Here is a 21431-nt window from a genome sequence, read left to right on the forward strand (position 1 = left end):
TGCCGGGCACGGGTCAGGACCGGACGACCTCGACCCCCGCCTCGGCCATCTCCCGCAGGGCGCGCTCCGTGGACTCCGCGGCGACGCCCGCGGTGAGCTCCACCAGCACCCGGGTGTCGTAGCCGGCCTCGACGGCGTCCAGGGCGGTCGCCCGCACGCAGTGGTCGGTCGCCAGGCCCACGATGTCCACGGCTTCGATCTCGTGCTCCCGCAGCCAGTCGTCGAGGCTCACGTCCGGCTCGTCGTCGACGTCCTCGTCGTCGCCCATCGGCACGTCCGCGTCCGGGGCGAGCAGCCCCTCGAAGCCGGAGTAGGCGGCGTCGTGCTCGCCCTTGCGGAACCACGCCTGGATCCAGTCCGTGTCCAGGTCCGGGTGGGAGTGGGCCCCGCGGGACTCGGCGACGCAGTGCACGGGCCAGGAGTCCACGTAGTCCGGCTCGTCGGAGAAGTGCGCCCCGGGGTCGACGTGCCAGTCCTGGGTGGCCGCGACGGCCGCGTAGTCCCCGTGGTGGTCCTCCAGGTGCTCCGACACGGCGGCGGCCACCGCCGCGCCTCCGGCGACGGGCAGCGAGCCGCCCTCGCAGAAGTCGTTCTGCACGTCGACGACGATCAGTGCGGTCCTCATGGTGTTCCTCCCTCTGTTCGGTGCTTCACGCTCGTGCTTCTCGCCCGGTGGTGCTCCTCCGGCGGGTGCCGCCGGGCGGATCCCGCCCGGCGCGCGCCGCCCGGACGGCCGCTCAGGCCGGGGCCTCGGGCCCCAGGACGGTCGGGATCACGGGGTCGCCCTCGCTGAGCCGCCGGGCCGAGCGGGGCAGCTCCGCCACGGACGTCGCGTGCCGCTCCCGGGCCCGGCGGACCCCCTCCGGGCCCGTCCAGCCGTCCAGCAGCTCGCCGCGGCGGACGAAGTCCTCCAGCAGCGGCCGGTCGTCGCCGTCGTCGTCGGGCAGCCGGCCGATGCCGACCATCTCGTGGGTCGCCGTGCCCCGCTCGTCCCGGCGCCGCAGGGCGTGCTTGCGCCCGCCCACGGACACCTTGCCCTTCGCGGCCTTCGCCACGGGCCGCAGCTCGCCGGAGGAGTCCTCTCGGGCCACCAGCTTGTAGACCATCGACGACGTCGGCGCGCCGGAGCCGGTGACCACTCGGGTGCCCACGCCGAACGCGTCGACGGGCGCGGCGTTCAGGGCCGCGATCGCGTACTCGTCCAGGTCCGAGGTGACGGTGATGCGGGTGTCCGGGTTGCCGAGCTCGTCGAGGAGCCCGCGCACCCAGGCGGCCTGGGTCACGAGGTCGCCCGAGTCCAGGCGCACGCCGCCCAGACCGGGACCCGCGAGCTCCACGGCCTTGCGCACCGCGGTCTCGACGTCGTAGGTGTCGACGAGCAGGGTGGTGTCCCGGCCCATGGACTGGAGCTGGGCGCGGAAGGCGTCCTCCTCCGTGTCGTGCAGGAGCGTGAAGGAGTGGGCGGCCGTCCCGACCGTCCGGATCCCGTAGCGGTGCCCGGCCTCGAGGTTCGACGTCGAGTCGAAGCCGCCGATGACCGCCGCCCGCGCGGCCGCGACGGCGGCCTCCTCGTGGGCGCGCCGGGAGCCCATCTCGATGCATGGGCGCCCCGCCGCGGCACCCACCATGCGGGAGGCGGCCGAGGCCACGGCGCTGTCGTAGTTGAGCACCGACAGGAAGTACGTCTCGAGCACGCACGCCTCGGCGAAGGTGGCCTCGACCACGAGCAGCGGCGACGAGGGGAAGTACGCCTCGCCCTCGGCGTAGCCGGAGATCGAGCCGGTGAAGCGGAAGTCGGCGAGGTAGTCCAGGGTGGCTCGGTTGACCACGCCGGTGTCCGACAGGAAGCGCAGCTGCTCGTCGCCGAAGCGGAAGCTCCCGAGCCCCTCGAGGAGGCGCCCCGTGCCCGCCACCACGCCGTAGCGCCGCCCAGCGGGGAGCCGCCGGGCGAAGACCTCGAACACGCTGCGCCGCTGCGCGGTGCCGGCGTGCAGGGCGGCCTGCAGCATGGTCAGCTCGTAGTGGTCGGTCATCAGGGACGTGGGCGGCGGGGCCCACCGGTGGCTGCGCTGGTTCACGGGCACCACTCTAGCGACGCCGCCGGTGCGCCCCGTCTCCGGCACTCGCTACGATGGACGGACCATGCACTGCGCTACTCCCGCCGCCGCCCGCCCCGCGGCCACCGCCACCCCGGAGACCGGCACCCGGCCCACCGGCGCGACGTCCGTGGCCACTGAGACCGAGACCCCGTGGAACGTGGTCGTGTGGGACGACCCCGTCAACCTCATGAGCTACGTCACCTACGTGTTCCGCTCCTACTTCGGCTACCCGGAGGAGAAGGCCCGCTCCCTGATGCTGGAGGTCCACCACCACGGGCGCTCCGTGGTGGCCAGCGGCTCCCTCGAGGAGGCCGAGACCCACACCGCGGCGATGCACGGCTTCGGACTGTGGGCCACCTTCGAGCAGGCGGGGGGCCACTGATGGCGCAGGGCTTCCGGTCCACCCGCCGGGGCATCACCGCCCGCTTCGAGGAGCCCGAGAAGGAGCTGCTCCAGAAGCTGTTCGCGGACGTCGCCCAGGCGCTCGCCCCCGAGCAGCCGGCCTCGGAGGACTCGCTCGAGCGGATGCTCGGCGTGTCCGGGGACGCCACCGTCCCCGACGACTCCGCGCTGCGGCGGCTGCTGCCCGACGGGAGCCTGGACCCCGAGCGCGCCGCCGAGTTCCGCCGGTACACGGAGCGGGGGCTGCGGGAGACCAAGCGCGGCGTGCTGCAGCAGGCGGCCCTCGCGCTGGAGGCCCAGCCCGTGCGGCTGGACCCCGCCCAGGCGCAGGCCTTCGGGCAGGCCCTCAACGACGTGCGGCTGGTGCTGGCGGACCGGCTCGGGATCCGCAGCGAGGCCGACGCCGAGCGCGTGGGTCGCTACGACGACTGGTCCGCGATCGAGGACGTCGAGACGTACATGTCGCTCCTGTACAACTTCGTCTCGTGGTTGCAGGAGACCCTCATGGAGGCCCTCCTCCACGACCTGCCCCGGGACTGACCGGGCACGACACCCCGGGCGGCCCCCGCCCCGGCCGGGGGTGACGCGGCTCACGGCGGCACGGCCGCGGCGCGGTTTGGGACGGCGGCACGCCCGGGACTACGCTCTTGACGATATGCAGGATGACGACGTCTTCGGGGCCGGCGGCCGGGCCGCCCGGCGCCCCAACCCCGGTTCACCCATCGGCGTGTTCGACTCCGGGGTGGGCGGTCTCACCGTGGCCCGCGCCATCATCGACCAGCTGCCCCACGAGGAGATCGTGTACGTGGGGGACACCGCCCACGGGCCCTACGGGCCGCTGCCGATCGCCGAGGTCAGGGCGCACGCCCTGCGGATCATGGACGAGCTCGTCGACTCCGGCGTCAAGCTGCTCGTGATCGCCTGCAACACGGCGTCCGCGGCGGTGCTGCGCGACGCCCGGGAGCGCTACACCCGGGTCTACGGGATCCCGGTGGTCGAGGTCATCCAGCCGGCGGTGCGCCGGGCGGTCGCCTCGACCCGCAACGGCCGGATCGGCGTCATCGGCACGGAGGCGACGGTCGGTTCCCGCGCCTACGACGACACGTTCGCCGCCGCCCCCCACCTGCGGATCGACTCGGTGGCCTGCCCCGCGTTCGTCGACTACGTGGAGGCGGGCGTCACCACGGGGCCCGGCCTGCTGGCCACGGCCCAGGCCTACCTGGACCCGCTGCGCGAGGCCGACGTGGACACGCTGGTGCTGGGCTGCACCCACTACCCCCTGCTCACCGGCGTGATCTCCTACGTCATGGGCGACGCCGTCACGCTGGTCTCCAGCGCGGAGGAGACCGCCAAGGACGTCTACCGGGCGCTCGTCAGCCACGGGCTCGAGCGCGAGCCGGGGGTGCCGGGCGGGCCCGCCCGGCACGAGTTCCTCGCCACCGGGGACGCCGCGTCCTTCGAGGTCCTCGCCCGGCGGTTCCTGGGGCCGGAGGTCGCCCGCGTCCGGCACACCAGCTCCGTGGCGGAGCAGTACCCCACGGGCTCGCTCGCGCGGATCACCCCGGAGATGATCGGGGGAGCGGGCCCGTCCGCGCCCTGAGCAGCTCCGCGGCCGGTGCGGCCGCCGTCCCACCGGCACCTCCTGGAAGGCTCTCGCCCATGAAACTCACCATCATCGGATGCACCGGCTCCTTCGCGGGGCCGAACTCCCCGGCCTCCTGCTACCTCGTCAGCGGTGAGGACGCCGAGGGACGGACCTGGCGCATCCTGCTGGACATGGGCAACGGCGCCCTCGGGGTGCTGCAGCGTCACATCGACCTGCACGACATCGACGCCGTGCTCGTCAGCCACCTGCACCCCGACCACTGCATCGACCTGGCCGGGCTGCACGTGGCCATCAAGTGGGACCCGCGCGGCTGGGGCCGACCCCCGATCCCGCTGTGGGCGCCCACCGGCCTCCACGAGTACCTCAGCAGCACCCACGGGCTCCCCACGGAGCCCGGGATGCACGGGGAGTTCGACTTCCACACCTGGGTCCCGGAGGAGCCCGTGCGGGTGGGGCCGTTCGCGATCACGCCCTTCCGGGTGGAGCACCCCACCCCCGAGCCCTACGCCCTGCGCATCGACTACGACGGCGTCATGGGCCCCAGCACCCTGGCCTACTCGGGGGACACCGACGCGTGCGAGGGGCTCGTGCGCGCCGCGCGGGACGCCGACGTCTTCCTGTGCGAGGCCGCCTACCACGAGGGCCGCCTACCACGAGGGCCGCGACGACGCGCTGCGCGGCATCCACCTGACCGGCCGGCGCGCGGCGGAGGCCGCCCGGGACGCCGGGGCCCGCCAGCTGCTGCTGACGCACCTGCCGGTGTGGAACTCCCCGACGCGGGCCGTGGAGGAGGCGCAGGAGGTCTTCGCGGGACCCATCGGGGTGGCCGATCCCGCCTACACCTACCGGATCGTCCGGCGGGGGAGCGGCCGTCCCGCGGCCGCCGTCGGGCCGTGAGCCCCGCCGCCGGCGGCCGGGCCGGGCGGTCGGTGCCGCGGGGTAAGGTGGACCACATGGATTCCCCCGTCGACCAGACCGCACCGGCCCTCTCGACCTCGGGGGTGACCCGGTCGGACGGCCGTTCGCCCGGTGAGCTGCGACCCATCACGATCACCCGCGGCTGGTCCCAGCAGGCGGAGGGCTCCGCCCTCATCGAGTTCGGCAGCACCCGGGTGCTGTGCACCGCGTCCGTGACCGAAGGCGTCCCGCGCTGGCTCAAGGGGGAGGGCCGCGGCTGGGTGACCGCCGAGTACGCGATGCTCCCGCGGGCCACGTCCACCCGGTCCGCTCGAGAGTCCGTGAAGGGCAAGATCGGCGGGCGCACCCACGAGATCTCCCGGCTCATCGGCCGCTCCCTGCGCTCGGTCATCGACCTCTCCGCCCTCGGCGAGAACACCGTGGTCCTCGACTGCGACGTCCTCCAGGCCGACGGCGGCACCCGCACCGCGGCCATCACCGGCGCCTACGTGGCCCTCGCCGAGGCGATCGGGTGGGCCCGGGCCGAGGGGCTCGTCGCCCGTCGCGCGCAGCCGCTCACCGACACGGTGGCCGCCGTGTCCGTGGGCATCATCGACGGCGTGCCGATGCTGGACCTCCCGTACGTCGAAGACGTGCGGGCCGAGACCGACATGAACGTGGTGGTCACCGGGTCCGGCGACTTCGTGGAGGTGCAGGGCACCGCCGAGGGCGCCCCCTTCGACCGCGCCGAGCTGGACGCCCTGCTCGACCTCGCGCTGGCCGGCTGCGCCCAGCTCACCCAGATCCAGGTCGAGACCCTGCGCGAGGCCGGCGATGGGTGACCACCACGGCGCCCGGGTGGTGCTCGCCACGCACAACCGGGGCAAGCTCGCCGAGCTGCGGGACCTGCTCGCGCCCGCGCTGCCCGGAGCCGACGTCGAGCGGCTGGTCGTGGACGCCGCCGCGGCCGGGGCGCCCGACGTCGTCGAGGACGGCACCACCTTCGAGGCCAACGCCCTGCTCAAGGCCCGCGCCGCCACCGCCGCGACCGGGCTGATCGCCGTGGCCGACGACTCCGGCCTGGCCGTCGACGTGCTGGGCGGGGCCCCCGGGATCTTCTCCGCGCGCTGGTCCGGCCGGCACGGCGACGACGCCGCGAACCTGCGGCTGCTGCTCGCCCAGCTCTCCGACGTCCCCGACGCCCATCGCGGCGCGCAGTTCGTGTGCGCCGCCGCGCTCGTCACCCCGGACGGCCGCGAGCACGTGGAGACCGGGACGCTGCGCGGCGCCCTGCTGCGGGAGCCCGTGGGGGACGGCGGCTTCGGCTACGACCCCGTGCTGCGCCCCGACGGGTCCGACCGGACCTGCGCCGAGCTCACGCGCGCGGAGAAGAACGCCATCAGCCACCGCGGGCGCGCGATGCGGGCCCTGCTCCCGCACCTGCTGACCGCCCTCGACCCCGCCGCCGTCCCCGACTGACCCACGTCCGAACCGAGGAAGTTGACCATGCCCTGGTCGCAGCTCCACCACCTGCCGTTCGCCGGCGCCGTCGAGGCCGTGCTGCGCGAAGCCGGCATGAGCGCCGACCCCGGCCAGTGGGAGGTCCACGCCGGCGGGTCCGCCCACGTGGTGGTGAACGTGGGCCACGTGATCTCCGTGCGGATCGCCAAGAACGCCACGGTCTGCGAGCACGTCCAGCGCCGCACGGAGGTGCTGCGGAGGCTGCCCCGCTTCTCGTTCGCGACCCCGCGGCCGCTCACCGGCGTGGTGGTCTCCCACGGCTACACCGGGGTGGGCCTGACGTGGCTGCCCGGGCACCCGCACCCGCCCGGGCACGGCGACCCGGCCGTGCTGCACCGGGTGCTGACCGAGCTGGCCGAGGTCGACACCTCCGGCTTCGCGCGGTACCTCGACCGTCCCGGCCAGCACTGGGGCGGCCACCGGCGGCGGCACGTGCTGCTCGACGAGGTCATCCCGCGGCTGCTGCCCCGCAACCAGGAGGCCGCGCGGCGGGCCGTCGCCGAGCTCGCGGCGCTGCCGACCGTGGTGCCGACCCTGGTGCACGGGGACCTCATGGGGCACAACATGCTGTGGGACGGTGACGGGGACGAGCTCACGGGCATCATCGACTGGGACCACGCCTGTCTGTCCGACCCCGCGCACGACGCCGCGTCCCTCGGGCTGTGGTACGGCTGGGACACCCTGCGCGCCGCCGTCTCGGAGACCGTCTACGAGCGGGCCCGGCTGCACGCGCGCACGTTCCCGCTGCAGGCGGTCGCCTACGCGCTGCACCACGACCTCGACACCGCCCAGGTCAACCAGTCCATCGCCCGGGCCGACGACTGGATCGAGACCAACCTGCGCGGTGTCTCCGCCTGAGCGGGCGCAGTAGGCTGTTCCGGTGCCTCGTCCCGCTTCCCCCGACACGACCACCGACCGGCCCGCCGCGGATCCGTCGTCCCTCTCCTTCACCGCCATCGACTTCGAGACCGCGAACCGCTTCATCGGCTCGCCGTGCGCCGTGGGCCTCGTGCGGGTCCGCGGCGGCCGGGTGGTGGCGGAGCGCTCCGCCTACATGCGCCCGCCGCGCACCCGCGCGGACTTCGACCCCGGGAACACGCGCATCCACGGGATCACCGAGCACACGGTGGCGGGCCACCCCGGCTTCGCCGAGCTGTGGCCGCGGATCGAGGACTGGATCCTGGCCGAGGACCCCGACGAGCTCGTGGTGGCGCACAACGCGGCCTTCGACATGGGCGTGATCCGCGCCGCGTGCGCGGAGACGGACACGCGGCACGCCCCGCTGGCGTACGCGTGCAGCCTGGCGCTGGCCCGGCGCGGCTACGACCTGCCGTCCTACGCGCTGCCCCGGGCGGCCGAGGCCGCCGGGGTGCCGCTGCGCCGCCACCACGACGCCCTCGAGGACGCCCGGGCCTGCGCGGGGATCGTGGTGGACCTGGTCCACCGGGCCGGTGCGGGCACCGTCCGGGAGCTGCTCGCCGGCGCGGGACTGAACGTCAAGCGGCTGGCGGCGCCCCCACTTCCCTGAGCCAGCGCTCGGCCGTCTCCGACACCACGTCCCCGGCGTCCAGCCGGGCGCGCCACTCCGGCGGCAGCGCGGCCGTCCCGAGGGCCGCGCCCGTCACGGCGCCGGCGATCGCCCCCGCCGCGCCCGGGTGGCCGGTGCCGGCGGTGGCCAGCTCCACCGCGCGGCGGAACACGGCCTGCGGGTCCCCGGCGCCCGGGGCCTCGGCCTCCGCGCGCAGGGCCGCGCCGAGGCCGCCCGCCAGGGTCTCCGGGGCGGCCCCGCCCGCGCCGAGCAGCCGGTCGAGCGCCGCGGGGTCGGGGTCCTCCCGCATGGCGGCGCGCACGGCGTCCTCGAGCCGGGCGAGGGTCTCGGCCACCGGGCGCGTGAGGTTCCCGGCGGTCTCGCGGGCGGCGGCCACGGCGGCCGCGACCGGCCGCGGCAGGCCCTCCCGGCGGGCGCGCACGGCGGCGTGGACCACGAAGCCCTGGACGGCCGCCGCGGTCTGCGCCTCGGGGTGCCCGTGGGTCAGGGCGGCGCCGTTGATGGCCAGGGGCGCGAGCGTGCGCCAGCCGACGTGGGGGAGCAGACCGAACGGCGAGGAGCGCAGCACCGGTCCGGCGCCCTTGGCCTCCGGCTGCAGGGGGCGTTCGACCTCGCCCATCCGGCCGGAGCGGAGGGCCGCCAGCACCGTTCCGTCCGGCTCCCGCACGGCGTGCAGGACCTCGTGCTCGTCGATCGGGCGGGGCAGGGGCCGCGGCGCCTCGGCCGGGTGGCGCTCGCCCTGGGTCCCCAGCCAGCGCAGGTAGGCCAGCCACAGGCACGCGGTCTCGTCGGCGCCGTGGCCCTGGTTCGCCCACTCGACGACCTCCTGCAGGGCGTCCAGGGTGTAGAGGGTCAGCTGGGTGGCGTCGGAGATCCGCAGCACCGCGGTGCCGTCGGCGGCCTCGGCGAGGGCGTCCGCGCCGGCCGCCGCGGAGCGGGAGCGCGGACCGGAGCTCGCGCGGCCGCCCAGCGCGTCCCCGAGGGCTCCGCCCAGCAGGGCGGCGCGCACGGAGTCGGCGTACTCGGGCCAGGCGGGGTCGAGGCCGGCGTCGGGCGAGAGCAGGGGTGCGGGCATGCGGTCAGTGTAGTCGGCGGCCGACACGGCCCGGGGCGGGTTCAACCGCCCTTCAGGTCACTGTGGTTGCATGGCACGGGCGCCCGGCGCCCCGCCGGCACGGCACCCCCACCGTGCCGCCCCGATCCCTGAGGAGAAATCCATGAGTCACCACGTTCCCGGCACCACCGCGCGCCCCGGCGCCGACGCGGCCGACAGCACCGCCCACGACGGCGCCGCCCCCGGCACGGCGGGCCTCGCGGCGCCCGTGCCCGTCGCCGCGCGCAAGGACACCGTGCCCGCCGGCGCCCCGGAGGCCGCGTCCGCGCCGGCCCAGTGGGCCGCCGAGTTCGCCGGGACGGCGCTGCTGGTCTTCGCCGGGCTGGGCACGGGCATGTTCGCCACCGAGGTCATCGACTCCGCGCTCGGCTTCGGGCTCGGCCTGGTCGCCGCGATCGTCGCCTTCGGGCACGTCTCCGGGGGGCACTTCAACCCCGCGGTGACGCTCGCCGCGGTCGTGGCCGGGCGCACGCCCGCGCGGGCCGCGATCGGCTACGTGGTGGCCCAGGTGCTCGGCGCCCTGGCCGCGGCCGGCGTGCTGTGGGCGGTGCTCATCAGCCTGCTCGACTCCTCGACCACCGCGCAGGTCCTCGGCGCGGTCTCCAACGGCTTCGGGGAGAACTCCACCTCCCAGGCCGGGTGGACCACCGTGCTGCTCGTCGAGTTCGTGGCGACCGCCCTGTTCGCCCTCGTGGTCCTGGGCTCCACCGCGCCGCGGGCCAACGCGGTGCTCGCCCCCGTGGCCATCGGTGCGGCCCTCGCGTTCCTGCTCACGATCACCGCGCCGTTCGACGGCGGGTCGCTGAACCCCGCCCGCTCGACCGGCGCCGCCGTGGTCGCCGGCGCCGGCCACCTGGGCCAGCTGTGGCTGTTCTGGGTGGCCCCGCTGCTCGGCGGCCTCGTGGCCGGTCTGGTCCACCGCTCGGCGACGCTCTCCCGGCCGCGCCGCGGCGCCGGGGCGCCCGCCGCGGAGGAGGACGCCCCGGCCGCGGAGGCGACGCCCGCCGCGTCCGCCGCGCCGGTCCGGGAGCGGTGAGCCCGCGGCCCTGCCGGGTCCGGCAGGGCCGCCGGATCCTCCGCCCGCCGCGGGGGGCCGTCGCTTTCCGTCATCCTCCGGGCGGCGGGGCTAGGCTGGTCCGTGCACGGCCGCCGTCGGGAGGATGCGGAGGTACCTCGTGAGCAGTGCGCGCGCCGCCGAGCCCCTCGGGGGTTTCAGCACGGCCGCCCGCTCGCCCCTGGCCGACTCCCGGGAGCTCGCCGCCGTCAGCGGCGCGCTGTACCCCGTGCTGACCCTGCTCGTGCGGCTGCCCCAGACCATGGTGCCTCTCGGCGTGCTGACCACGGTGGCGCTGATCTCCGGGTCCCCGGCCCTGGGCGCCTTCTGCGCCGCCGCCGTGACGTTCGGCTCGGCGGTGTGCGGGCTGGCCATGGGCGCGGCCGCCTCGTGGCGCCGGCGCCAGCTCGGCCTGGTGCTGCTCACCCTCGTGAACCCGCTGGTGGTGTGGTGGCTCGTGCGCCGGCTCCCGGACCTCGCCGCCGACCCCGGGGCGGCCCCCGCCCAGCTGGTGCTCCCGTGCCTGCTCGCCGGGCTCGTGCTGCCGCAGATGGGCGTGGCGTGCCGGCTGCGCTGGTGGTCCCTGCTGCGCCGGGACTCCCGGGAGGACCTCTTCGACACCGCGCTGCGCCACGAGAGCGTCATGGACTCGCTGGCCACCGTCCTGGCGGCCGCGGTGACCGGGCTCGTGGCCGTGACCCTCGGGCCGGTGGCCGTGCTGGTGCTCGCGGCCACCCTGACCCTCGTGGGCACCACCGTGTTCCTGCTGCACTGCTCGGCCCGCCTGCCGCGGGGGCTCGTCCACTTCCTGCCGCCCGTCGCGGCCGCACCGAACCGGGCGGCCCGCAACCGCCGCCGCCGGGCGCGGCAGCTCCGGCTGCTCCCCGTGCTGGGGATGGGGGCGCTGGGGGCCCTCGTGGGGTCGACCCTGGGAGCGGTCCTCGTCTTCGCGACCGCCGTGGACGCGGTGGTCTCGGTCAGCTGGCTGTACGCGGTCTCGGGGTTCACCTCGGCGCTGGCCGCGGTGGCCGCGTCCGCCCGCACCGAGGAGCTGCGGCTGTGGAACCACTGGGTGGCGGCGGCCGCCGGGGCCGTGCTCGCCGCGATGCTCCTGACCATCCCGGACGACTCCGCGGGGATGGTGGTCGTGCTGGCGCTGGCTGGGCTGACCACCGGGCCGTGCCTGGTGGCGGTCTACGAGATCGCCCGGGTCGTGGCCCCGAGCTCCCGGGTCACGGCCCTGACCACCGTCATGACCGCGGTGATGAGCGTGGGGCTGACCGGGGGGCTCGCCCTGTCCGGGTGGTGGGGGGAGTCCTGGGGCTACCGGAGCGCCGCACTGGTGCCGGTGCTCTCCGCGGCGGTCCTGCTGGCCACGGCCCTGACCTTCGTGCACCGCTGGCGGCGCATCGGTCCCGGGGACCTCTGAGCCCACCGGGCCCGGGACAGTGCCGGCAGGGGCACCGCCGTCCCGGGCCACCCGCCGGGCCCGGAGGCCGCGGCGGGTGGCCGGGGTCGCGGTCAGTGGCCCCGGTCGATCCACTCCTGCAGGTGCGGGGCCTCGGCGCCGATCGTGGTGGTGTCGCCGTGGCCGGTGAGCACCTCCGTGGACTCGGGCAGCGTCAGCAGCCGCTCGCGGATGGAGTCGACGATCGTGGGGAAGTCCGACCAGGACCGGCCCGTGGCGCCGGGACCGCCCTGGAACAGGGTGTCCCCGGAGAACAGTACCCCGCCCTCGCCCAGGCCCGGGGCCCAGAAGCACACGGACCCGGGGGAGTGGCCCGGGGTGTGCAGCGCGGTGAGGGTCGTCCCCGCCACGGTGAACTCGTCCCCGTCGGCGATCGCCGCGTCGAAGGGCGTCTTCGGGTAGACCTGCTCCCACAGGACCGTGTCCTCCGGGTGCAGGTGGATCGTCCCGCCCACCTGCCCGGCCACCTCCTTGACGGAGCGGATGTGGTCGTCGTGGGCGTGGGTGAGCAGGACCGCGGTCACCGTGCGCCCGGCGACGGCCTCCACCACCGCGGCGGGGTCGTGGGCCGGGTCGATCACCACGCACTCGTCGTCGTCGCCCACGATCCACACGTTGTTCTCGACGTCCCAGGTCCCGCCGTCGAGGGAGAACGTCCCGGAGGTGACCAGCCGGTCGATGCGGGCCCGGCCGGCGCCCGCGGCGGGCCGCACCGGGACGGCGCCGCGGTCGGCGGGGTGGGCGCGCTCCCGGTCGGGCAGGGCCTCGCCGTCGTGGCCGTCGACGGCGCTCATCGGCCGAGCTCCACGACGGAGCGCAGCACCTTGCCGGCGGTCATCCGCTCGAAGGCGGGCTCGACGTCCTCGATCCCGATCCGTTCGGTGACGAAGCCGTCGAGGTCCAGCCGGCCCAGCCGGTACTGGTCCACGAGCATCGGGAAGTCCCGGTTCGGCAGGGTGTCGCCGTACCAGGCGGACTTGATGGCCCCGCCGCGGCCGAAGACCTCGTCCAGCGGGATCTCCCACGTGGTGCCGGGGGCGGGCACGCCCACCAGGACCAGCCGTCCGGCGAGATCGCGGGCCTCGAAGGCCTGCTGGAAGGTCGCGGCGACGCCCACGGCGTCGACCACGACGTCGGCGCCGTGCCCGCCCGTGAGCTCCTGGATCGCCGCGACGGGGTCCTGCTCCTTCGAGTTCACCGTGTGGGTGGCGCCGAACTTCTGCGCCGTGGCGAGCTTCTCGTCGTCGAGGTCCACGGCGATGATCGTGGTGGCCCCGGCGAGCTGGGCCCCGGCGATCGCCGCGGTGCCGACGCCGCCGCAGCCGATCACGGCCACGGACTCCCCGCGCCGGACGTTCGCGGTGTTGAGGACGGCGCCGATGCCGGCCATCACGCCGCAGCCGAGCAGGCCGACCGCGGCGTACTGGTGGTCCTCGAGCTCGCCCTCGATCTTGGTGCACTGACCGGCCGCGACCAGGGTCTTCTCGGCGAACGCCCCGATGCCCAGGGCGGGGGAGAGCTCCGTGCCGTCGGCGAGCGTCATCTTCTGGGTGGCGTTGTGGGTGGCGAAGCAGTACCAGGGCTCGCCCCTGCGGCAGGCTCGGCACTCCCCGCACACGGCGCGCCAGTTGAGGATGACCTTGTCCCCGACGGCGACCTCGGTGACGCCCTCGCCGACCGCGGCGACCACGCCGGAGGCCTCGTGGCCGAGCAGGTAGGGGTAGTCGTCGCCCACGGCACCGACCTTGTAGTGCAGGTCGGTCTGGCAGACCCCGCAGGTGAGGACGTCCACGAGCGCCTCCCCGGGCCCGGGGTCCGGGACGAGGATCGTCTCGAGGGTGGCTGGTGCGTTCTTCGCCGTGACGACGACGGCTCTGACCTCGTGCATGAGTGGGACCTTCCTGCGGACGACGTGACGGTTCCGGTCCGGAACACCGCTCCCCAGTCTAGGGAAGGACGCCGGGGGCGCGCGGTGCGGCGCCGGAGCGCGGCGGCCACGGTCCGGGCAGAACGAAGCGGCGGACCCGTGGATCAGCACCACGGGTCCGCCGCCGGGGTCGGCCGTCAGCTCCTGCCGGAGGCCTTGTCGGCGTCCTTCCCGGAGTCGTCCGAGGAGTAGTCGAGGTGCTCGTGCTCGAGGCGCAGCTTCCGGCCCTGGTCCACGAGCTTCTCCGCCTTCTTGTCCTTCTTGTCGACCTGACGGGTGTCGCGCGGCGGGAGCTGGATGGTCTCCTCGGCCTTGATCCCGCCCTGCAGCTGGCGGCCGCGCTCCACCTCGGCGTCGATCTCCGCGCCCAGCAGCAGCACGTTGTTGATGATCCACAGACCGAGCAGCAGGACGATGACGGAGCCGATGATGCCGTAGGTGGCGTTGTAGGACGCGAAGTTGACCACGTACCAGGTGAACGCCGCCGCGGCCACGGCCGCCACGACCAGGGCGACGATCGAGCCCATGCTGATCCAGCGGAACTTGGGCTGCTGGACATTGGGGGTGAAGTAGTAGAGCACCGCGATGAGGACGATGGCGAGGAGCACGATGACGGGCCACTTGGCGATGTTCCACACCGTCACGGCCGTGGCGCCGAGGCCCACGAGGTCGCCCACCCACTGGGCGACGCCGCCGGAGAGCAGCACCATGAGCATGATGAGGACCACGATGAGGACCAGCATCAGCGTGACGAGGAGGTTCACCGGCCGCAGCTTCCAGATGGGCCGTCCCTCCTCGACCTCGTAGATGCGGTTCATGGCCCGGCCGAAGGCCCCCGTGTAGCCGGAGGCGGTCCACAGTGCGCCGACGATGCCGACGACGAGGGCGAGCCCGGCGCCCGTGCTGGTGGTGAGGTTGTTGATGGGCTCCTCGAGGAGGGTCACGAGCGCCGCCGGTGCGTACTGGTCGAGGAAGTCCAGGATCGCCTGGGTGGTAGCCTCGCCCTGGCCGAACACGCCGAGCAGGGACACGATGGCGAGCAGCGCGGGGAAGAGGGAGAGCACCGCGAAGTACGTCAATGACGCGGCGAGGTCGGTGCAGTCGTCCTTGGAGAACTCGGAGATCGCACGCTTGACGACGTAGCCCCACGAGGGCTTGCTGATCTCGGTGGGACTGTCCGGCTTGCGGGGATCCTCGGGATCCGGTGCGGTGCGCTCCTTGGAGCGGCTGTCCTGGGTGGTGTCCTGGGCCATGCTGCGTCCTTCGCGGTCGGCCGCCGGGTGCAGCGCGCGGGCTCCGGCCGGCGGCGGGGCGTGTGGGGGATGTCTCGTGGATCAGTGTACTGATGAATCGCCCCCGTGAGCGACAATGGAGCGGACGGGCCACCGGTCCGCCGCACATTCCCCCCGACCAGGAGGCCCTTCGTGCCCACCACTCGGCGCACCGTTTCCGCGGAGGTCGACTTCGCCTCGGAGACCGACCACCTGGCGGTGTTCTCCCTCGCGGCCGCCCGCCCCGGCGGAGGCGCCCGCCCCGGCGAGCACCTGAGCCTGCGCGTGGACGGGACCGAGGTCGCGCTCGAGGAGGCGGAGGACCTGCACGGCACGCGGCTGCACCTGGCCCGGGTGCCGGGCGGCACGCAGTGCACGGTGTCCTATGCCCTGGAGCTGGACGGCCCGGCGGGGTCACCGCCTCCGGCGGAGCCGGTCGACTTCGTCCGCTACACCCGGCCCAGCCGGTTCTGCCCCTTCGACGAGATGGCCGGCACCCCCGACGCCCTCTTCCCCGGGGCCCGCGGCGGCGGCTACGAGACGCTCCAGCGGGTGCGGGACTGGGTGCACGAGCACCTGGACTACGTGGTCGGCTCCTCGACGGCCACCGACACCGCGGTGCACACGTTCCTCACCCGGCAGGGCGTATGCCGGGACTACGCCCACCTGCTCATCACCCTGCTGCGGGGACTCGGGGTGCCGGCGCGGCTCGCGTCGGTCTACGCGCCCGGGCTGTCCCCCATGGACTTCCACGCGGTGGTCGAGGCCTGGCACGACGGCGCCTGGTACGTCCTCGACGCCACCGGGCTCGCCCCGCGCACGGAGTTCGTGCGCATCGCCACGGGCGCCGACGCCTCCGAGACGGCGTTCCTGACCACGCTCCAGGGGAAGATCACGCTGGGCGGGATGCGGGTCGCCGCGGAGTCCTCCGTCCCCGGCCGCGAGGACCCGGGAGCCAGGGTCGTCCTCCCGCTGTAGCGCGGCGGGGGAGCGCGGCTCAGAGCTCGTTGACGGCTTCCCGCAGGCGGTCGGCGAGCCGGGTCAGGATGCGCAGCTCCTCCGGGTCCAGGCCCGCGGACATCAGCTCGTGCACGTGCACCCGGAACTGCTCGGCGATCTGCACCTGCATCTGCCGGCCCCGGTCGGTCAGCCGGATCCGCAGCCCCCGCAGGTCCTGCGGGTCCTGCCAGCGGTGCACCAGCCCCTTGAGCTCGAGACGCTCCAGCATCCGGCTGAGACTCGACTGGGTGAGCAGCACGTACTCGTTGAGCTCGTTGAGCCGCATGCCGGCCTCGTCGGAGCGGGAGAGGTTGAAGAGGACGTCGTACTCGCGGGCGGAGAGCTCCGCGAACTCGGGTTGGCGCTGGAGACGCCGCATGACCGTCACCTGGGCCCTGAAGAGGGCCTCCCAGGCGTCGGCGCTGTTCTGCACACGATCTGTTTCTCTGCGGGTCACAGGATAATGCTACGGCCCGGTTACATCGGTGCACCGGGCCCCGGTGTCCCCCCTTTCGGGGGATGCCTCCCGGGGGCTCCCGGCACGCCACCCGCTCCACAGCACCGAATCCCCCTGTGACCAGCGGCGATGATACCTTCTGCACCCTGCGGACGGGGAGTGACCGGGGTGCGCCCGCGAGTTTTTTCAGAAGCAAACGTCCACGAAAGAGCGCACGGTGACGAGTGTCACGTCACCTTCTGCGGGCGCCGCGCCCCGGGGCCGCGGCCAGCGCCGCGATCCGCTCCTCCCGGCGCCGGAGCCGCGCCTCCTTGCGCGCCTCCACGAGCCGGTACAGCACCGGCACGAGCACCAGGGTCAGCAGGGTCGAGGAGATCAGCCCGCCGATCACCACGACCGCCAGCGGCTGGGAGATGAAGCTGCCCTGCCCCGTGATCCCCAGCGCCATGGGCGTCATCGCCAGGATGGTCGCCAGGGCCGTCATCACGATGGGGCGCAGCCGGCGGGTCGCCCCCTTCTCGATGGCCTCCTCCAGGTCCATGCGGTGCTCCCGGCCCCGGTACTGGTTGATGAGGTCGATCAGCACGACCGCGTTGGTCACCACGATGCCCACGAGCATCAGCACGCCCACCAGCGAGGCGAGGCCCAGCGGCACCCCGGAGGCCAGCAGCGCGAGCACCGCGCCCGTCGCCGCGAAGGGGATCGAGACCAGCAGGACCAGCGGCTGGACGAGGGACTTGAAGGTCGCCACGAGCACCACGTAGACGATCGCGATCGCGGCGAGCACGGCGAGGCCCAGCTGCCGGAACGTGGTCTCCTGCTCCGTGGCGGCCCCGCCCAGCTCGGCCGCCGCGCCCTGCGGCAGGTCCAGGCCCGCGAGCGCGTCCCGGACCTCCGCGCTCGTGGCGCCGAGGTCGTCGCCGCCCGGGGTGACGGCCACGGTGGCGGTGCGCTGGTCGTTGCTCGAGGTGATGGTCTCGACCGTGAGCGCCTCCTCGACCTCGGCCAGCTCGTCGAGGCGGACGGTCCCGCCCGCGGCCGGCACCGGCAGGGCGCGCAGCGCCTCGAGGTCCTCGACGGCGCGGCCCTCGCCGATCGTCACCGCCACCGAGTCGGCGTCCAGGTCGATGGACCCGGCGGGGAGGGGGTTCACGGTACCGGCGAGCGCCCCCGTGACCTGCTCCTCGCTCAGGCCGCGGGCGGCGGCGGCCGCCCGGTCGACCGTGACCACGACGGTGGGCTGGGTGGCGGCCAGGTTGCTCGTGACCTGCCCGGCGGAGTCGAGCCCCCGCATGGCCCGCACCACGGCGTCGTCGGCCTCCGCCAGCGTCGCCTGGTCCGTGGCGGTGACGGAGATCTCGACGTCGTTGCTCGTGAAGCCCTGGGCGCCCCGCACCGAGAACTCGCCGGCGCCGTCCAGCCGGTCCAGGCGCTCGCCGACGGTGCGGCGCAGCCGCTCCTGGTCGACCGCGGCGTCCGTCGTCACGGAGAACGTGGCGCTGTTGGTGCCGCTGCCGGGCAGGAACGCGGAGAAGCCGCCGCCGGGGCCCATGGTGACCTGGACGTCCTCGATGCCCTCGGTCCAGTCGAGCACCTCCTCGGCGCGGCCCGCCTGCTCGGAGGTCACCGCGAGCGCGGTGCCGGGCGGCAGGTCCTGTTCGATCGTCATGGTGTTCTGCCCGGTGTCCCCGAGCAGGTTGGTGGGCAGCACCGGCAGCAGGGCGGCCGTGCCGCCGAGGATCAGGACGCTCACCCCGAGGGTGGCCCACGGGTGGCGCTGCGTGCCGCGCAGGACCGGCAGGTAGCCCTGGGCCAGCCGGGGCGGCGTCCCGGCCGCGGCGCCGGGCGGGGGACCGGCCGTGCCGTCGGCCCAGGGGGCGGGGCGCCCCGCCGGCGCCCGGCGGGCCCGCCGCGCGAGGCGGGGGTCCCGGAGGAACCAGAACGCCAGCACGGGCACGATGGTCAGGGACACCACGAGCGAGGACAGCAGCGCGATGGTCGTGGTCAGGGCGAAGGGCCGGAACAGCTCGCCGGTCACGTCCCCCACGAACGCGATGGGCACGAACACCGCGACCGTGATGAGGGTGGAGGCGGTGATCGCCCCCGCGACCTCGCGCACGGCGGTGAGGATGGCCCGGCGCTTCGCGTTGGCGGGGTCGGTGCTCAGGTCGACCGTCCCGTAGTGGCGCTTGATGTTCTCGATCACCACGATCGAGTCGTCCACGACCCGCCCCACGGACAGGGTGATGGCCGCGAGGGTCAGCAGGTTCAGCGAGTAGCCCAGGGCGTTGATCCCGATGAACGTGGCGAGCAGGGACAGCGGGATGGAGATCGCGGTGACCAGGGTCGAGCGCAGCGACGCCAGGAACACCAGGATCACGAGCACGGCGAACGCGAGCCCCAGGAGACCCTCGACCGTGAGGTCCTCGATCGACTGCTCGATGTAGGGGGCCTGGTCGAAGACCGCCGTGATCTCGGCGCCGTTGCCGAGGTCCTCCTCGAGCTCGGGGATCATCTCGCCGACCGCCTGGGAGATCCCGACCGTGTCCCCGTCCGGGGTCTTGGTGACGGACAGGGCGAGCGTCGGGGCCCCGTTGGTGCGGGTGATCGAGGTCTGCTCCTGCTCGGCGAGCTCCACGGCGGCCACGGCGCCCACCGTGGTGGGCTCGGCGCCGTCGGGCGCGTCCTCGGGGAGGGGCAGCGGGACGTTCTCCACGGCCTCGAGGGAGTCGAGCGGGGAGCCGGCCTGGACGGGCAGGGCCGTGGCCCCGTCGTCCACGGTGCCCACGGGCACCAGCCCGCCGCTCTCCTCCAGGGCGGTGCGGATGTCCGCGGGCGTGGCGCCCGCCCGGGCGAGGTCGGCGCGGTCCGGCAGGATCGAGACGACCTGCTCGGGGGCGCCGCTGACCTCGGCGGAGCGCACGCCCTCGATCCGCTGCAGGTCCGGGACCGTGAGCCGTTCCAGGTCGGCGGCGAGCGGGCTGAGGTCCTCGTCGGAGGACACGGCCAGGAAGACGATGGGGAAGTCGGCGACGGAGCCGGCGAACGCGGTGGGCTCGACGTCGTCGGGCAGCTGGGTGCGCACGTTGGAGATCGCCCGCTCCACCTGGTTGCGGGCCCGGTCCAGGTCGGTGCCGTACTCGAAGCCGAGCCGGATCTCGGACAGTCCGCTGCGCGAGGTGGACGCCGAGCTCTCGAGGCCCTCCACGATGTTGAGCGCCCGCTCCAGGGGCCGGCCCACCTGCTCGTCGACGACCTCCGCGGACGCGCCGGGCATCGCCGAGACCACGCTGATGGCGGGGATCTCCAGGGACGGGATGAGCTCCTGCTTCATGGAGCGCATGCTGAGCACCCCGAAGAGGGCGACGAACAGCGTGATGAGCACGATCAGGGCGCGGTTGGCCATCGACGCGCGGGCGAGGAGAAACACTCTGCTCCTTGGGGAGGGATGGGCGAGGGCGTCCCGGCCGGGCCGGGGCGCACGCCCCTCAGCGTACCGCCGCGTACCGACAGGTCACCCGGGCCTGCTGGGCCGGGGGGCCGGGGCGGACCGGACGACGACGAGGCCCCGGACCGGCCGGTCCGGGGCCTCGTCGCGCGGGCACCGCGGCGTGCGGCGCGGTGCCCGTCGGGGCGGTGTCAGCTGATGCCGAGCACCTGGGCGGTGCGGCCCATGACCTCGTCCGCGAGCTGCGGGTTGTCGTTGAGCTTCACGCCGTAGGAGGGGATGAGCTCCTTGATCCGCGGCTCCCACCCGGACATCCGCGCCGGGAAGGACTTCGCCAGGAGGTTGAGCATGATGGGCACCGCGGTGGACGCGCCGGGGGAGGCTCCCAGCAGGCCGGCGATGGAGCCGTCCGCGGCGGTGATCAGCTCGGTGCCGAACTGGAGCACGCCGCCCTTCTGCTTGTCCCGCTTCATGACCTGCACGCGCTGGCCGGCCTCGATCAGCTCCCACTGCGAGCCGTCGGTGGTCGGGTAGAACTGCTGCAGCGCCTCGACCCGCTGGCCCTTGGACTTGGCCAGCTCGCTCAGCAGGTACTTCACGAGATCCAGGTTGGCCAGGCCCGCGCGGGTCATCGGGTAGAGGTTGTGCGGGCGCACGGACAGGGGCAGGTCCAGGTAGGACCCCTGCTTCAGGAAGTTGGGCTTGAACCCGCCGTAGGGGCCGAACAGCAGCGCGCGCCGCCCGTGCTCGTAGCGGGTGTCCAGGTGCGGGACGGACATGGGCGGGGCGCCCACGGAGGCCTGGCCGTAGACCTTGGCGTTGTGCTGGGCCGCCACGTCCTCGTCGGAGTTGCGCAGCCACAGGCCGGAGACCGGGAACCCGCCGTAGCCCTTGGCCTCCCGGATGCCGGACTTCTGCAGCAGCGGCAGGGCGCCGCCGCCGGCCCCCACGAACACGAACTTCGCGCGCACGAGCCGGTCGCCCTCGGTGTTGAGGCGGTTCTTGACCCTCGCCACCCAGGTGCCGTCGCCCTGCCGGTCGAGGTCCGTGACCTGCTGGCCGTAGCGCACCTCCCCGCCCCGGGCCTGCAGGTGGGCGACCTGCTGCCGGGTCAGCTCGCCGAAGTCGACGTCGGTGCCCTCGGGGGACCAGGAGGCCGCCACGCGACCCGCGCCGCGGCCGTGCATGGTCAGCGGCGCCCACTCCGCGATCTTCTCACGGTCCTCGGTGTACTCCATGCGCTCGAAGAGCTTGTTCGGCTGCAGGGCCTCCCAGCGGCGGCGCAGGTAGTCGCTGTGCGCGTCGCCGAAGACGAGGGACATGTGCGGCACCGGGTTGATGAAGGAGCCGGGCTCGCGCAGCTTGCCCTCCGACACGAGAGAGGCCCAGAACTGGCGGGAGAGCTGGAACTGCTCGTTGATGCCGAGCGACTTCTCCGGGCTCACGGACCCGTCGGCGGCCTGGGGCGCGTAGTTGAGCTCGCAGAGCGCGGAGTGGCCGGTGCCGGCGTTGTTCCAGACGTTGGAGCTCTCCGCGCCCACCTGGTCGAGGCGCTCGAGCATCGTGATGTCCCACTGCGGCTCGAGCTCCTTGAGGAACACGCCGAGGGTGGCGCTCAT

Annotated in this window: 19 protein-coding genes and 1 pseudogene; 11 read left to right on the forward strand and 9 right to left on the reverse strand. The window is 74.4% G+C overall.

Annotated features, from left to right (window positions below; genetic code table 11):
• Positions 1-13 precede the first annotated feature (13 nt).
• The gene (locus tag EQG70_RS07215) at positions 14-625 is read right to left on the reverse strand and encodes an isochorismatase family protein (protein WP_017833245.1); all 612 of its coding nucleotides are present in this window, start codon (positions 623-625) and stop codon (positions 14-16) included.
• Between the two features lie 112 nt (positions 626-737).
• Entirely contained in the window at positions 738-2033 is a 1296-nt protein-coding gene (locus tag EQG70_RS07220) for a nicotinate phosphoribosyltransferase (protein WP_109268246.1), read from the reverse strand.
• 109 nt (positions 2034-2142) lie between these two features.
• Here EQG70_RS07220 and clpS point away from each other — a divergent pair, with 109 nt between their 5' ends.
• The 8 genes and pseudogenes from clpS (at position 2143) to EQG70_RS07260 (ending at position 8053) form a co-directional block, all read left to right on the forward strand.
• Positions 2143-2481, forward strand: coding sequence for an ATP-dependent Clp protease adapter ClpS (gene clpS, locus EQG70_RS07225; protein ID WP_017833243.1), 339 nt, complete (start codon positions 2143-2145; stop codon positions 2479-2481).
• Positions 2481-3041, forward strand: a complete 561-nt coding sequence (locus EQG70_RS07230; protein WP_017833242.1) for a DUF2017 domain-containing protein — start codon at positions 2481-2483, stop codon at positions 3039-3041. Before clpS ends, EQG70_RS07230 begins: the two co-directional genes overlap by 1 nt.
• A 115-nt stretch (positions 3042-3156) precedes the next feature.
• Entirely contained in the window at positions 3157-4101 is a 945-nt protein-coding gene (murI, locus tag EQG70_RS07235; RefSeq protein ID WP_035928866.1) for a glutamate racemase, read from the forward strand.
• Between the two features lie 59 nt (positions 4102-4160).
• Positions 4161-5004 (forward strand): annotated as a pseudogene (locus tag EQG70_RS07240) (MBL fold metallo-hydrolase).
• 56 nt (positions 5005-5060) lie between these two features.
• Positions 5061-5846: a ribonuclease PH gene (gene rph, locus EQG70_RS07245; protein ID WP_035928869.1), complete on the forward strand. Its 786-nt coding sequence runs from the start codon at positions 5061-5063 to the stop codon at positions 5844-5846.
• Positions 5839-6483, forward strand: a complete 645-nt coding sequence (gene rdgB, locus EQG70_RS07250; RefSeq protein ID WP_035928872.1) for an RdgB/HAM1 family non-canonical purine NTP pyrophosphatase — start codon at positions 5839-5841, stop codon at positions 6481-6483. Before rph ends, rdgB begins: the two co-directional genes overlap by 8 nt.
• A 27-nt stretch (positions 6484-6510) precedes the next feature.
• Positions 6511-7383 carry a phosphotransferase family protein gene (locus tag EQG70_RS07255; protein ID WP_035928873.1) on the forward strand — a complete coding sequence of 291 codons (873 nt, stop codon included), beginning with the start codon at positions 6511-6513 and terminating at the stop codon, positions 7381-7383.
• A 22-nt stretch (positions 7384-7405) separates the two neighbouring features.
• A complete protein-coding gene (locus EQG70_RS07260; RefSeq protein ID WP_020380579.1) occupies positions 7406-8053 on the forward strand; it encodes a 3'-5' exonuclease in 648 nt (215 codons plus the stop codon).
• Here EQG70_RS07260 and EQG70_RS07265 read toward each other — a convergent pair.
• Positions 8022-9149 carry an ADP-ribosylglycohydrolase family protein gene (locus EQG70_RS07265; RefSeq protein WP_126346255.1) on the reverse strand — a complete coding sequence of 376 codons (1128 nt, stop codon included), beginning with the start codon at positions 9147-9149 and terminating at the stop codon, positions 8022-8024. The genes EQG70_RS07260 and EQG70_RS07265 overlap by 32 nt on opposite strands.
• A gap of 142 nt (positions 9150-9291) precedes the next feature.
• Here EQG70_RS07265 and EQG70_RS07270 point away from each other — a divergent pair, with 142 nt between their 5' ends.
• Positions 9292-10224 (forward strand): aquaporin, encoded by a 933-nt coding sequence (locus EQG70_RS07270; protein ID WP_126346256.1) that lies wholly within the window; start codon positions 9292-9294, stop codon positions 10222-10224.
• Between the two features lie 139 nt (positions 10225-10363).
• Positions 10364-11671 (forward strand): hypothetical protein, encoded by a 1308-nt coding sequence (locus EQG70_RS07275; RefSeq protein WP_109268022.1) that lies wholly within the window; start codon positions 10364-10366, stop codon positions 11669-11671.
• Positions 11672-11763: 92 nt separating this feature from the next.
• Here EQG70_RS07275 and EQG70_RS07280 read toward each other — a convergent pair whose 3' ends face one another.
• The 3 genes from EQG70_RS07280 to EQG70_RS07290 form a co-directional block, all read right to left on the reverse strand.
• Complete coding sequence (locus tag EQG70_RS07280; RefSeq protein WP_229586225.1) at positions 11764-12504, reverse strand: MBL fold metallo-hydrolase; 741 nt, start codon at positions 12502-12504, stop codon at positions 11764-11766.
• On the reverse strand, positions 12501-13598 hold the full coding sequence (locus EQG70_RS07285; RefSeq protein WP_017833230.1) for an S-(hydroxymethyl)mycothiol dehydrogenase: 1098 nt from the start codon (positions 13596-13598) through the stop codon (positions 12501-12503). Before EQG70_RS07285 ends, EQG70_RS07280 begins: the two co-directional genes overlap by 4 nt.
• Positions 13599-13774: 176 nt before the next feature.
• The gene (locus EQG70_RS07290) at positions 13775-14890 is read right to left on the reverse strand and encodes a YihY/virulence factor BrkB family protein (RefSeq protein ID WP_095651812.1); all 1116 of its coding nucleotides are present in this window, start codon (positions 14888-14890) and stop codon (positions 13775-13777) included.
• Positions 14891-15061: 171 nt separating this feature from the next.
• Between EQG70_RS07290 and EQG70_RS18500 the strand changes: the two genes are divergently transcribed.
• Positions 15062-15886, forward strand: coding sequence for a transglutaminase-like domain-containing protein (locus tag EQG70_RS18500; RefSeq protein WP_232035280.1), 825 nt, complete (start codon positions 15062-15064; stop codon positions 15884-15886).
• A gap of 19 nt (positions 15887-15905) precedes the next feature.
• Here EQG70_RS18500 and EQG70_RS07300 read toward each other — a convergent pair whose 3' ends face one another.
• From EQG70_RS07300 to EQG70_RS07310, 3 genes are all read right to left on the reverse strand, one after another.
• Positions 15906-16364, reverse strand: a complete 459-nt coding sequence (locus EQG70_RS07300; protein ID WP_031282916.1) for a MarR family winged helix-turn-helix transcriptional regulator — start codon at positions 16362-16364, stop codon at positions 15906-15908.
• Between the two features lie 232 nt (positions 16365-16596).
• A complete protein-coding gene (locus EQG70_RS07305; RefSeq protein WP_109268021.1) occupies positions 16597-19794 on the reverse strand; it encodes an efflux RND transporter permease subunit in 3198 nt (1065 codons plus the stop codon).
• Positions 19795-20003: 209 nt separating this feature from the next.
• Complete coding sequence (locus tag EQG70_RS07310) at positions 20004-21431, reverse strand: malate:quinone oxidoreductase (protein WP_232035281.1); 1428 nt, start codon at positions 21429-21431, stop codon at positions 20004-20006.

The sequence above is a fragment of the Kocuria rosea genome (assembly GCF_006094695.1).
GTDB classification, from domain to species: Bacteria; Actinomycetota; Actinomycetes; order Actinomycetales; family Micrococcaceae; genus Kocuria; species Kocuria rosea.